This window comes from Mucilaginibacter sp. dw_454, from assembly GCF_018449775.1.
In the GTDB taxonomy this organism is placed as follows: Bacteria; Bacteroidota; Bacteroidia; order Sphingobacteriales; family Sphingobacteriaceae; genus Mucilaginibacter.
This window is the reverse complement of record NZ_JAAVVB010000008.1, coordinates 1-14,097: the sequence shown is the minus strand read 5'-3', so window position 1 is coordinate 14,097 and position 14,097 is coordinate 1. Positions and strand designations below refer to the sequence as shown.

General features: G+C 38.8%; 7 protein-coding genes and 1 pseudogene. All 8 read left to right on the top strand.

The annotated features are described in order from the left end of the window. The first annotated feature begins 868 nt into the window (after positions 1 to 868). Positions 869 to 3,898 (top strand): SusC/RagA family TonB-linked outer membrane protein, encoded by a 3,030-nt coding sequence (locus tag HB679_RS19200; RefSeq protein WP_214073650.1) that lies wholly within the window; start codon positions 869 to 871, stop codon positions 3,896 to 3,898. Positions 3,899 to 3,947: 49 nt separating this feature from the next. Then, positions 3,948 to 5,537: a RagB/SusD family nutrient uptake outer membrane protein gene (locus HB679_RS19195; RefSeq protein WP_214073649.1), complete on the top strand. Its 1,590-nt coding sequence runs from the start codon at positions 3,948 to 3,950 to the stop codon at positions 5,535 to 5,537. A 21-nt stretch (positions 5,538 to 5,558) separates the two neighbouring features. Beyond that, complete coding sequence (locus HB679_RS19190; RefSeq protein WP_214073648.1) at positions 5,559 to 6,836, top strand: hypothetical protein; 1,278 nt, start codon at positions 5,559 to 5,561, stop codon at positions 6,834 to 6,836. 32 nt (positions 6,837 to 6,868) lie between these two features. After that, positions 6,869 to 8,035 carry a DUF5007 domain-containing protein gene (locus HB679_RS19185; protein WP_214073647.1) on the top strand — a complete coding sequence of 389 codons (1,167 nt, stop codon included), beginning with the start codon at positions 6,869 to 6,871 and terminating at the stop codon, positions 8,033 to 8,035. 28 nt (positions 8,036 to 8,063) lie between these two features. Beyond that, a complete protein-coding gene (locus HB679_RS19180; RefSeq protein ID WP_214073646.1) occupies positions 8,064 to 11,303 on the top strand; it encodes a SusC/RagA family TonB-linked outer membrane protein in 3,240 nt (1,079 codons plus the stop codon). Positions 11,304 to 11,321: 18 nt separating this feature from the next. Next, positions 11,322 to 12,956: a RagB/SusD family nutrient uptake outer membrane protein gene (locus tag HB679_RS19175; protein WP_214073645.1), complete on the top strand. Its 1,635-nt coding sequence runs from the start codon at positions 11,322 to 11,324 to the stop codon at positions 12,954 to 12,956. A gap of 13 nt (positions 12,957 to 12,969) precedes the next feature. Next, positions 12,970 to 13,791 carry a fasciclin domain-containing protein gene (locus tag HB679_RS19170; protein WP_214073644.1) on the top strand — a complete coding sequence of 274 codons (822 nt, stop codon included), beginning with the start codon at positions 12,970 to 12,972 and terminating at the stop codon, positions 13,789 to 13,791. A 54-nt stretch (positions 13,792 to 13,845) separates the two neighbouring features. After that, positions 13,846 to 14,097: pseudogene (locus HB679_RS19165) on the top strand (DUF5008 domain-containing protein); the annotation flags it as partial.

Below are 14,097 nucleotides of genomic sequence, written 5' to 3'. Positions count from 1 at the left end.
ATTTAGGTGTTAGGTTTAATGAACGCAAGTTAACTGATAGAGTTGATTTTGTCACTAACTAATACGTTAGTAAAGAAAGTAAATTAATTAATATCTTATATAAGGTATCAAAAACAATACAATTAGCTTTAATAGGCTAATTTTCAGGGAAATGAGAAGATCAATTCGTCAACACTTGCGTTTTGATGTAAATATCCCGTCTTAAAAACAACCAAAACACGCTTAAAATAAGCGCACAAATATGCTTGCAATCCTAAAGTGTATCACTTGTTAAAATATATTTGGCTAAAACCGATTATTTCGAAGGAATACCGACAGTGTTTTTGTGCGGTTTTTAGGTCATTTCTTGCTCAAAATCACCCTTTTAGGCCGTAAATGTTCCCTATTATATTGTTTACCTAAAAAAATCAGAATATTTTAAAATTTATTTTGAACATATTAAATTAAAATTTGTATCATTGTCAAAGTGAATAGCCACCCACTGCAAGATTCGGTGCCTTCACAACCAATTTTATAACAACCAATTATTTAAGTTTATTTAATTATTGCCCTAACAATCAATTTATTTACTATTATAAACCAGCTATGATCAAAATTTTACACACAACCCTTGGAGCAAATCCCCCCGGCGCTGCTTACTATCAAATTCTGAATAATCGACTGACGCGTGTTGGTGCAGATTCTTCGGGTAAATTCTGATAGACGTCCTGGCGTACTAAAAGATTTTTATCGGTATTTAAATATCTGCGTTGAACTCTCAGCCCTTGAAGAAGGTTGATTGTCTAAGCGTTAGCTATTCAAGTATATTCCATTACCAACAATCAATTAATAACCAGTTTTTTAATCAGTTAATACTTAATTATCTGTTATGCGCATTATTGCAATTATAACTTTCCTGGGTGTATTATGTACTACAACGTACTCATTTGGCGACCCCGCCATGAATGCACGTGTATCAAATCGCACCAAAACAAAAGGGGGTATCCATTTAAGGGGTGCTGCCAGAGTGGGACGCGATACTACTCGTAAGGATACGGCAAAAGACGATACGTCTGTTGCTATCAGACCGCCAAAAAATACTATTGCTAAAAGACTACTGTCTGGAACCAATAGTGTTGATCCGGACAGAATGTCAAAGCTTCCTGTGACATCATTGCAGCAATATCTAAAAGGTAATGCTGCGGGGGTGTATGTTAATGAGCCAACAGGCGAGCCCGGAACTATTCAAACCATGTTTATTCATGGTGCTTCACAGCCTTTGCTATCGGCGCGTGAAATTTATGCAACCCAACCACTGGTTGTGTTGGATGGAGTTGAATTAATTGGCGATCACCCTTATGCTTTTGATATTCAACAATATCAATATGACAGAATAGGCCCTGCCACTAACTTGTTGCAAAACGTCAACATGGCAAACGTTGAGTCTGTTCAAGTGCTTAAAGGTTTAGACGCAACCGCTATTTATGGCCCTAAGGGTGCCAATGGCGTGATTGTTATAACCAGTAAAGGCGCGTCATCTAAAAGAAGAATTACTTTTGATAGCTATGCGGGTGTTGTAACACCAAACGCAGTTACAACTATCAATGGTGACTTCGAAAACAAATTCAGACAGCAATTTTACAATAAATATGCTGCTAACGGATCATTTACAGGTGATGATAGCTATCCTCTGTTCTTGAGCGACTCATTAAACAACGCATTTTATGGACCATCTAACTGGAGTGACCTTTACTATAAAAGTAAGGCTGTTTACAGTGTAAACGCAAGTATTAGTGGCGGCGATGACCGTGCTAACTTCAACTTTGAATTAGGTGATACCAAAAGCGGCGGTGTTGGTGATAATACCAGCGAGGATAAATACAATGCTCGTTTCTTATTGAATATGAAACCTCTTTCCTGGTTTACATTCAGTGCTATGGTTAATGCAAACCGCATACTGCGCGATCGTAACAAAAACGTTCGTGACAGGTTAGCTCAAATGAACTACATTCCTGACTTGAGCACACCATTGGCACCTAATAAAGATAACTACGCAGATTACCTTGCTCAGTTCCGTAACGGGTTTGACAAAAACACAAACAACCTGGTTAATGGCTACGCTAAATTTGCTATTGACTTAGGTAAATTTAAATTCGTTACTACTTATAACATTGATTATAACGAAGGTTACCGCAATATTTTCTACCCAAGTAGCTTATTGGAAACAGTTAACTACGCGTCAGATTACTTCGGTTATAATGACCGTACAACTCTTGACAATATTGCAACCTATGAATATGCACCAAATAAGGATAATAAATTTGAATTCACAGTTGGTAACATGTTCCAATATGATTTCTCAAGATATACTTATGCATATGCTTACAAGGGAAGTAATGACTTTATCAAAATAAACCTGTTAAACTCAGACCCTAATCAGGGTAACTACCTGACTTCGCAAAACTATCAAAGCGAGTTGATCTATAAATTTTTGGATCATACCAGGAATAATCAGATCGCATTTTATGGAAAAGTTGATTACTTGTTAGATGACAAGTATACTTTCTCTGCAACCTTGAGAGCAGATGGAGCTTCAACTCAACAACCAACTGATCGTTGGTTCTACTCGCCGATTTTTTCTGCAGGCTGGGATTTGAGAAAAGAATTCTTTGATAGCTCAAGCAGCGTTTCTGACCTGTCATTGCATGCAAGCGCAGGCAGAATGGGCAAATACGAGTACTTTGATAATTACTCACAAGGCCCTCAATACACCGCGTTTATCGGATTTACTGGAAACCTGATCTCTCCGGGATATGATGGTTTGGCTACATTAACCCGCCCTTATACTGAAGGTTATGTTCCTTATAACCTTAAATGGGCTTATACAGATCAAGCAAGCCTTGGTATCAACGGAACGTTCTTAAACAAACGCTTATTCTTATCAGTAGATGGATACTATAAACATGATAAAAACATGTTGTTAAATGTACCTTCTGCTGCCGAATATGGTTACACAGGTGTTATCCAAAATGGTATGGCTGTTCGTAACACAGGTGTTGATGCAAGCTTGAGTGTTGTTGTTTTCCCTCATGAAAATACATTCTCATGGACTACCAGTATCAATGCCAACTTTAACCACAACGTGTTAACTGCGTTACCTGATGGTTTAAGCCAAATTATGGTAACCGGTGCTGACGGTAACGAGAGATTGTTGCAGGTAGGTAAATCTGTTGATAGCTATTGGTTGTTAACTAACAATGGTATCTACAATACAGATGCTGAAGTACCTGTAGTTGGTGGTAAAACCATGACTTATAATGGTATCACAATGAAAGCCGGCGATCCTAAATGGAAAGACGTTAATGGTGATAATCAAATAACTGATGCTGACAGAACTTTACAAGGTCATGCATTACCAACAGTTTCTGGTGGTTGGTCAAACACCGTTGGTTACAAAAAATGGAGCTTAAGCGTTGACTTTTATTATAATCTGGGTCGTCAATTGTTAAACCAGGAAATGGCTAACAGATTTGACTTCTACAACCGTGAAGGCTTAAATGATATCAGCTCAGTAAAAGAAATCTTCTTCTGGGAGAAAAGAGGCGATTATTCTAAATATCCAATCTACAACCCAGCAAGTGCGGTATCTCCTTACCAGGTTAACCAAAGCCTATTCTTAGAAAATGGCTCATTTATTAAACTGCGCACCTTATCATTAGGTTACGATTTAACCGACATAATGAAAAAGAAATCTCCAAATGTTTCCAAATTCTATGTATACGGCAGTGTAAACAATCTGTTTACATTAACCAAATACTCAGGTCCTGATCCGGAGCTGGTAGATTATACCGGTTATGATACAGGTTATGGAATGCAAATTCCAAAAACATTTACAGTTGGAGTTAAAGTAGACTTTTAATTCATAGGTGTAGACAAATAATATTGAATACCGTTAAAACAGAGATGAAATGAAAAAAATAATTTTGCTGAGTCTTATCTTTCTTACCGTTATTGCCGATAGCTGTAAGAAAACATTGGATGTGACTTCATCACGTGTTGTAAGTGAGACCAACTATTGGAATACATTAGAAGATGCCCGTGCAGGTATCATGGGTGTATACGGCTTAACCCGTGCGGCGCTTGCAGACGACAATGGCCACTGGATATACGGTGACGTGCGTATGGGCAACTTTGTTAGCCCTATTCGCCAGGATCTAAAAGCAGTTATCGCTAACAACCTTAACGCTAACTATCCGGTTATTAATGAACTATCAAACTGGAGAAGATTTTATGCTGTTGTAAACGCTGCAAACGTGTTTTTAGAGCGTATTGGCGAAGTAAAAGCTAAAGATCCGCGATATACTACAAATAACATGACTGTAGACGTTGCGCAAGTTAGATTCTTAAGAGCTTTTGCTTACTTCTACATGGTAAGAATCTGGGGTGATGTGCCTTTGATCCTAACCTCGCGCGATGGTACGTTTGAAAACAGACCAAGAACAGATCAGAACGCCGTATTAACTTTCGTGCAATCTGAAATGGAAGCTGCAGCGCTTGACTTGCCATACTATTTTAGCAATAACGACTTGCAACAGCCTGGCTTATATTATAACCAAACCAGAAACCGTTGGAGCGGGGCCCTAATTACTAAATTAGGTGCTTATGCAATATTGGGCCACGTAGCTGCATGGCAAGGAAAATATGTTGATGTTATCAGATACACCAATATTGTATTGACAAACTACAACACTAAAGATGACTTGTCATACACAAACACATCTACTTTAGATGCAGCCGGTGGCTTTTTCTACACCAATCCTACAGGTAATAACGATAACCAACTAGTTTCATTTGGCTTCATTTGGGATTTCCAGGATGCATCATTTACTGGTAACATTGAGTCATTAACATTGGCTTCTCCGGTAGTAAATAAAAACGTTCCTGATATCTATGTACCTAAAGATTCGATTTTGTCAATCTTTAACGAGGCGGGCGATGCACGTTTCAATATAGATACTACCGGTACCGTTCACTCAGACGCATTAAGCGCAAGCACTCCGGGCTACTTTACCAACTTCCTTGGTAAGTATCCAATCTTTGCTAAAATAAGAGTTATCATGGGTGGTGTTTCTGGTGATCCAAGCTTTAGAATATTCGGAAGTCCGGTATTGTTAACTCGTTTGGAAGATGTTACTTTATTACGTGCAGAAGCATACGCTGTATTAGGTGAAGATGACCTTGCTATAACAGACTTGAATACCATCAGACAAGAAAGATACAATGTCGATCAACAAGGTTTGACAAATGCCAGCGCAACAGATTACGTTGCTTATAACCCTACTGCTGATGGTAGTGTTATTGAAGGTATATTCAAAGAACGCCAAAAAGAGTTTATGGGCGAGGGTCATCATTTTTATGACAGAGTGAGATATGAGAAGATCAAACAGAATAATCCTGACTTTATTAAATTAATTAATCAAGGTGGTATTTACTGGCCTATATCTCGCGATTTAATAGCACAGAACCCTCTGTTAGTTCAAAACGGATATTGGAAGTAATATAAGAAAGAGAATAGAGATATGAAAAGATCAATTTTATTCGGAAAATGTTTGGTGGCAATGGTTATTGCTGCTGCAATAGTTCAAACAGGTTGTAAACGTGAAAATCCTTATTACAACACTACGCCGATTGTAAATACTAGTAATCTTACCACTTACGATTATTTAAAAAGTAAAACCGGAGTTTATGACTCGCTATTGTTACTGGTTAATACATTCCCAGGAATGAAAACAATACTAACTGATAGTACAGTTACGTTGTTTGCTCCCTCAAATGCAAGCTTCCAGATAGCGGTTCAAAACTTGAACGTTATACGCAAAAATGCCGGCCAAGGTCCGGTTTACTTAGCCCAGTTAGCTACCGGCGCAAAAGGCACGGTAGGTGCTCAGGCAATTGCTAAAGCACAACGCGATAGCGCCAACCTTGATACCATGGTTTCAAAATATATTATCAGAGGCTTATATGTAGCTAATGATTTTGCCATCGGTGACGGACAAACCATAAATAGTGTACGCGGCGGTTACCCAATGCATGGCCAGCGTATTTTTGCTAACGCAGAGGGCTTTGAGAATGGTGGGGTTGAAGCTATTAACTTCGCAAATACGAAAAGAAGTTTATTCGTTTCTTTTTGGTCATTAACTCAAACAACATCTGTTAACATCAAAACAAAAAATGGTATAGTCCATTTATTGAGCCCAGACCACGTATTTGGATTTGATGAATACGTATCAAGAATGACTTTGGTACCTCCGCCACCTATTATTTTTGACCTTGCTCATGATGTATTGTTCCCTTACTGGCCACCAAATTCACAATACTATGATGGCCAGGTATCAGCAGGTGAGGTATTCAGAAAGCTATTTGATAACTCTGTACTAACTAAGTTTATCTGCTATGTAAATGCGTCATCCAACTACTATCCGTCATTGTATTGGGTTCCGGCTAAGCCGACAGTTTCAAATGCCTATACAATGACAACGGCGAATGACTCGAAGCTTTATCAAGATCGTGATCCACGGGCATTTAAAATAGAAGCTACACTTGACCCTAATCCATGGATTACAGTAAGTGGTCCTAATGGTCCAATAAAAGCACCAAATCCTACTGCGGTTTGGGTACAATTGGATGTTCGTCAGGATCAGGATTGGACAACCAACTATCAGCAAAAGGAATTTGACTTTGTGAATAATACGGCTTACACAGGATACAGACTAGTAATATTACAAGTAGGTACCGGTAGCTCAAGCCAGTCACTGTTCCAGATTTCTGAATGGTCAATGAGATATAAAACTAATTAACCAGGGGCAAAAAGTTTAAAGTAAACAACGTTATGCAAAACACAATAAAATATAGAGCTTTTGTATTGTTAACCGCAGTAGTTGCTTTTTCGGGAGGATGTAGAAAGATATTCAACCTCCCAACGGAAAAAGACTACTTGAGTGCGCAGGCAGATTATACTACTAAGCAATTCTCTCCTGTACTGGGAAGAACTACTTTGGAATTAAACATATTCAATCCGGTGGGTTCTACCTTCCCGATGACTTTCACTGTCAAAAATCCAAGATTTGGCGACGGTCGTGATGCCAGTGATATGTTGGCGGTGCAACCGACATTGGTTTGGACTCAGGAGTATACTGGTAAAGAAACCAGCCTGGCTCAAATTGAAGCTAAAAGACATCTGGAAAACCATCCAATGCTTGAAACAAGAGGAAATGGTGACCTTGTATTTTGGTATACAGCTGATACAACTAAAATCAAACCAGCTAATACCGATACAGTAGTTTATCCTCAACAAGAGCGGTTATTTGATATTAAAATCACTAACACTGGCGGTAGCAGAACAATTACTAATTTGGCATATATTCCGCAAAGGGACATTCCTTATACGCCATCAAATGATTATAATACCTATACCGGCAAGCCTAATACAACTACTCCGGGCGGTCATACATTAGTATACAATTATCCTGATAATTTGAGTGGTATTAAAGGTGAGACAACCGATCAATTAATGTCTGATCCAAAAAATGCCCAAACAGGTATTGTTTACTTATATATCAGAAAGTTTGTTGATTTACCAGGCGATCCGCCTGTTGATCAAGCAGCTGTAGGGCACAGATTAAGGTTAATATTCTTAAAGACAGATTCGTCATACATTGATCCTATTAAATTTAATACTACAAAATGGCAAGATCAGATTCACGGATTTAAAGCGGATGGAACGCCGGGTGGCGATATTGTAGACCACAAATGGGTGGAATATAATGTAGCTTATCCTATACCATTAGCTAACATTCCAACCAAATTTACTTCAGGTGGAATTACCAACGTTACCGGCGGCGGCAGTGCCCAGCTAAACATAACCTACTCACGAATTGGTTTTGGTAACGTAACTGAAGTAGGAAGTATTTCGCAAGCTTTCCAAATTTTTGAAAAGGGCGATTGGGAGATTGTGTTCCACTTCAAAACAGTCAATCCTAAGTTTGATAACGATTAGAAACCCTAATGACTAAAACTAATATACAATGAGAAAACAAATTATTTGGCCGTCAATTTTTTTCTGTTGCTTATTTCTTTGCCAGAATTTGATAGCGCAAGTTAGAAAGGTAACAGTAAAAGGTACTGTTATTGATAAAGCAACAAAAGAACCAATGGCGGGTGCCACTATATCTGTAGGTGGTAAGGGTTTGTCACAAGCTGACGTCGATGGTAAATTCACCGTAGTTGTTGATGATGGGTCAACGCTGGTATTTAGCATAGTAGGTTATACTACCCAGTCTGTTAAACTGAAACCGGGTCAGGTGTTACTAAATGTTTCACTAGATGCCGATACCAGACAGATTGATGAAACTGTAATTCGGGGTTACGTTAAACGTAGCCGGGAAGAAACAACAGGTGCATCGTATATCGTTACTGGTAAAGAGGTTCAAGATAACCCGGTTGGTAACGTTGAACAACTATTACAAGGTAAGGTAGCTGGTTTGAATATTCAAAACAACACAGGTGCTCCGGGTTTACGTGGTAGTGTTAATATTCGTGGTCTTTCTACCATTCAAACAACTGGTACAGGCGATAACACGTTCTTACAACCAACATCACCATTATACATCATTGATGGTATTCCGTTGACAGCTGACCAGGCGTCTCAATATGGCTTTGATCAACAAGGATCTGGCGTGAGCCCGCTTTCGTTAATTCCTCAGGAAGATATCCAAAGCATGGAGGTTTTGAAAGATGCAACTGCGACGGCTTTATATGGTTCAAGGGGTGCCTATGGTGTAATCTTGATTACTACTGTAAGAGGTAAATCTAAGATTCCTCGTGTAGTGTATACTTCTAACTACTATGTATCTGCGATTCCGAAATTACGCTCAACCTTGGGTGGTGATGCGGAACGTCAATTTAGAATTGCTCAAATCAATCAATACGCCGTAAACAATGATAAATTTATACTTTCAAATACACCGTTCTTAGCAGATAGTTTGAATGCTTTCTATAATAATTCAACTAACTGGCAAGCAATCTATTACTCAAATCAATTCAATACAACTCAAAACGTTGAGTTGGACGGTGGTGATGACAAATTTAACTACAAAGCCAACTTGAAATATTTTTCTCAAACTGGTATAGTTGAAAACACTGGTTTTGAAACCTATAGTTTAGATATGAACATGCAGTTTAAACCTTCTCCAAAATTGGGTTTCTTCGGTGCGGTTAGAACTTCATTAGGTAAGATCAAGACAGGTAGTGGTACAGGTGTATTACAAAATATAGTAGCAAATAGTGTTAATAACTCTTCGCTTAACCCCGGCCCTTCATTCTTACTGGCTAGCAGTGACGTATTGTCAACGTTGGATATCAGAAACAGTGCGGGTCCGAAAGAGATTAGTGTTAACATGAATGCTAACTATGAATTGTTCCCAGGTTTGAATTTACAGACATCTGGTAACTATGATTATACGATTGATAATACGGATAAATTTTTGCCAGCTGCTGCAAACGCACAGTATGCACAAATTGACAACGAGTATCAAGCTACCTCGGTGTTATATAACCGTAACAATATATCATATACTAAATCACTTGGTTCACACAACTTGTTCCTGAACGTATTTGATGAGATCTATATAACTAATTTCCAGGCAAACTACACCCGTATCTACGGTAGCCCTAATGATCAATATGAAGGTCCTACTGGTTATGACGGAGGCTTGTCTACTGGTGGTGGTGTATTAAATACATTTACAAACCTGAAAACTGCTGCGTTAGCTGCTGCGTTCACGTATGACTATAAAAAGAAGTATATCCTTGACCTTACCTATCGTTTAGATGGGTCATCAGCAAACGGTCCTGCGGATCCGTATACTAAGAACCCTTCAATCGGTTTCAAATGGAACCTTTATAAGGAAGATTGGATTGCCGATAGAACTTCTAAATGGTTAGATTATGCAGATATCAGGTTAACTGCCGGTCAAAATATATACCCGGTAGGTACTTTACAGGATATTTATGGTAAGTACAATCCTAACGGATTCTACAATAACCTGCCTCGTGTTGGTATCGACTTTACCGAAATTCCGAATCCTTACCTGAAATCAAAAAATGTAATCCAGTACAACTTAGGTTTTGATGGATCATTCTTTGGTGGTAAACTGGACATGATTTTCGATACTTATTACAAAGCTGTAACAAACGATTTGTTCACAAATAACTTACCAAACGTGTTGGGCTTTGGTACTTACCAAAGTAATGATGCTTCACTTTCTGACTACGGTTACGAATTGTCTTTAACTATTCGCCCGTTACGCAAAAGCAGCAAAGTTAACTGGACAATCATGATGAACGGTGCGTTAAACTATGACGTATTAGTTAAATTGCCTGCGCAATACAATGGTCAATATATTGATGATAACACTACAACAGTTAACCCGTTGTTCATATCTGGTCAATATTTGGCAAAACGTGTAGGTAGAAACTCTTTGTCTAACTACTTATTTACTAACCAGGGCGTTTATGCAACTACTGCCGACGTGCCAGTTGACCCGGTTACAGGTATAAGATTAAGAAACTCTAATCCTTTATATGCTAACCAACCAAACTTATCATACCAGGGTGGTGACGCTAAGTTAGTTGACTACAACCATGATTATGTGATTGATGCAAGAGACAGACAAGTAAACGGTAACACGCAGCCACTGTTAACAGGTGGTGTAAGTAATACCGTTAGTTATGGCGCATTTTCGGTGAACATTTATACCTCTTACACTGCGGTACGTTCAATCATTAATGCTTCTTTAGCTCAGCGTTTAACACAATTAAGTGATCCATTCGGAGTAAACAATGCAATCAATCAGAATGCCAATGGTGGTTTGGCTAACAACGCCAGTTTAGCCAGAGCTGTTCCTACAGCTACTGATTTACGTATCTGGCAAGGTACCGGTGATGCTACTGCCAAATATGCTAACGTTTATAACTATGCTCATGAGCAGTATTTAGACAACTTTAGAGCAGAGCAAACCTTATTCCAGGAGAATGGCAGTTACTTCAAAATAAACCAGGTTACGTTATCTTATATCTTACCAAAGAATTTTGTTAAACGTATTGGTTTAAATAACATAAGAACTTATGTATCAGGAAGTAACCTGGCAGTATTTACGCCTTACTCAGGACCTAACGTTGAAAACGTAAATGCTTTGGGTAAAGATGTTGATGGAGCATATCCAAATCCGCGTACTTATACTTTCGGATTTAACGTTACATTTTAATTCAATTATTAATAAGATATGAAAAAGATTATTATTGGCTTATTGGTTGTGATGGTTGCTTCACAATACAGCTGTAAGAAATTCCTGAACATCACCCCTATTGATAAGCTTACGGGTAACAACTTTTATCAGTCAGCCTCTGATGTTGAGGAAAACATTAACGACATGTATGGTGCTTTGTTTGCTAAATATGTGCAAACAAATACGGCAGGTGCTACAGGCGAGTTTCGTTCAGGAGAGGTTATACCTACAAGTAATCAAGTAGGTACCAGACAGCTGAGATATGACGTCGCAGAACTAGGCGGCCATAGCAGACACGTTGATTTTTCTGGTACAACAACAGGCTTTCAAGCCATCGCTACCACAGCGGTAAATGACCGTACCGGATTACTCAACTCATTATTAACCAGCTATAACGGCGTCACCAACCAATATCAATTTTATCATCTGGAAGTTTGGAATGAGTACTATCAAGTTATTCAACAAGCAAATATCCTGGTGAGCAAGCTTAATGCTGGTGTGCCGGGATTAACAGACGCGCAAAAGAAACAGTATCTGGAAGAAGCTAAATTCATTCGTTGTTATTGCTTTTTCTTCATGGTAAGATTATATGGAGATGTTGTTTATTATACAACAGCTTATCAAAAAGATCCTCTTCCGAGAATGGCTATGGTTGATGTTGTTAACAACTGTATAGCTGACTTGTATCCTGGCAGAAACGATTTACCTCCTGCTATAACTGACCCTTCTTTGAGAGGTGTTAGAGCTTCAAGAGGTGCTGTTGACGGATTGTTGATGAACATGTACATGTGGAACGCAGGATTTGATCCGACTCACAAACTATCATACTATCAATCAACAGATGCGGTAGGTGGTGAGTTAATGAATAGTAAAGCTTTCCAGTTACTTCCTGCCAGCGAATGGAATACCGTAACTAAAGGTCGTTCAGCCGAAAGTTTGTTTGAGTTATTCACTACTGTAAACTATACTACTACGCAAGTATTCGAATATGCACAGTTTGGTGAAACCTTCATTCACTTCCCTTACAGGTTGCCGGAGTACGATAACCGTACCAGCCCTTGTGTATTTACTGCCGATTATATGTTGAAGCTGTATCCTGATCAATCAGATTCCAGGTTGACAATTTGGTTCGACGATCCGTTTAATCAAAATGCGGAGACTTTCCAAATGAAAAAATTTGCAGGTAACACATTCATTGATGCAAGTAATCCAAATAACAACGCTATCCCGGATGCAACATTCTTAATTATGCGTTATCCAGATGCGATTTTGTTACGCGCTGAAGCGAGAGCAGAGATAGGTGGACTAGAAGATCCAGATGCTATTACTTACTTGAATATGGTGAGAGAGAGGTGGAGTGCTAATGATTTTGCTCCAAATAGCAGCACAGAAAAATATACATTGAAAGATGCCATTTTTTGGGAACGCGCTAAAGAGTTAATGGGCGAAGGTAGCCGCTACTTTGATTTAGTACGTACGCACAGAATTTTGAGCAAGACATATACAGATAACCCTCTTACTCAGGATAAATTTCAAAGAGGTGGCTGGACATGGCCAATTGACCCTAGTGCTTTAAATAATAATCCATATATGACCTTGAATTCATATTGGCAAGGATCTGGTATTCAATAATATAAATACGAACATGAAAACCACTATTAGAAAATATATTTTACCGGTAGTTAGCGCAGCTGTGTTGATTGTGACGGTATCATCTTGTTCAAAAGATAACTATTACAAAGATGGCGGAACTGTAGATCCTCATTTTAAAGGCACAATTCTTCAATATTTGCAATCAAACCCACAATTTGATACAATTGCTAAGATTGTACACTTGGCTGGCATGGATACCTTATTCTCCACTACCAAGCAGACGTTAACCTTCTTTGCTCCAACAGATGAGGTGATCAGGACCACTATTGGTGCGGTTCACACAACTGTCCCTGATTTGCAGGGCGGACCAGGGTATACAGCACTTAATCAGATATTATTTAACGCCGGTAAAGACACTATCCAAACATTGGATGAAATACCTGCAGCAACCTGGAGGAAATATCTGATGCGTTATGTATTCAAAGGTTCTTATTTATTGAAAGACTATCCTCAACTGGATTTTACGCTACGCCCACTTTTCCCAGGTGGTTATTATCAGGGGTATAACGGCGATTTAGCTAATATAGGTGTAGTTTATGCTACCGCTAATACCGTTAGGTACTCTGGTTATCGCCAGTTATGTATAGCAAGTGTGACAGATCCGGGAAACCCGCAGAATTATTATAATGGCGCAGCAGCGGTATCGTCATCAGATATACAGCCGACAAACGGAGTTATTCATACACTAGCCATTTACTTTTCGGGGGTAACAAGCACTCCGAATCTTACTGGAGAGCTTCAGGTAAATCCGATCATGTCAAATCTATTTGGTATGTCTATGGATTTCGATAATGAAATTCTTTTGAACCGTTAAAATAAAGACACAGAAATTCCCTTTAATAGAATTTTGGAAAGTAAAGTAAACGTTATGAAATTTAAATATACAAGTCTGTTGATAGTAGCCGCCGCCCTATTGGTAAGCAGCTGCAAGAAATCACAAACAGTTTTCCCTGATCCTTATGCAGATGCGAAGGCACCGTTGGGCATAGTTTCAGATCCTCAGCAAATACCGGTGCCGGCATCAGGCGGCGAGGGCACGATAGTAAGCATCAATGCTACGGGGCTGTTACCATATAAAGATAAATTGCAGTTTTTATTTAACGGCCAGATAGCGAAAATT

Bases quoted from the DNA above. Each gene is read 5' to 3' on its own strand.
- HB679_RS19180 (WP_214073646.1), top strand. From the start codon at position 8,064: ATGAGAAAACAAATTATTTGGCCGTCAATTTTTTTCTGTTGCTTATTT.
- HB679_RS19175 (WP_214073645.1), top strand. From the start codon at position 11,322: ATGAAAAAGATTATTATTGGCTTATTGGTTGTGATGGTTGCTTCACAA.
- HB679_RS19190 (WP_214073648.1), top strand. From the start codon at position 5,559: ATGAAAAGATCAATTTTATTCGGAAAATGTTTGGTGGCAATGGTTATT.
- HB679_RS19185 (WP_214073647.1), top strand. From the start codon at position 6,869: ATGCAAAACACAATAAAATATAGAGCTTTTGTATTGTTAACCGCAGTA.
- HB679_RS19195 (WP_214073649.1), top strand. From the start codon at position 3,948: ATGAAAAAAATAATTTTGCTGAGTCTTATCTTTCTTACCGTTATTGCC.
- HB679_RS19170 (WP_214073644.1), top strand. From the start codon at position 12,970: ATGAAAACCACTATTAGAAAATATATTTTACCGGTAGTTAGCGCAGCT.
- HB679_RS19200 (WP_214073650.1), top strand. From the start codon at position 869: ATGCGCATTATTGCAATTATAACTTTCCTGGGTGTATTATGTACTACA.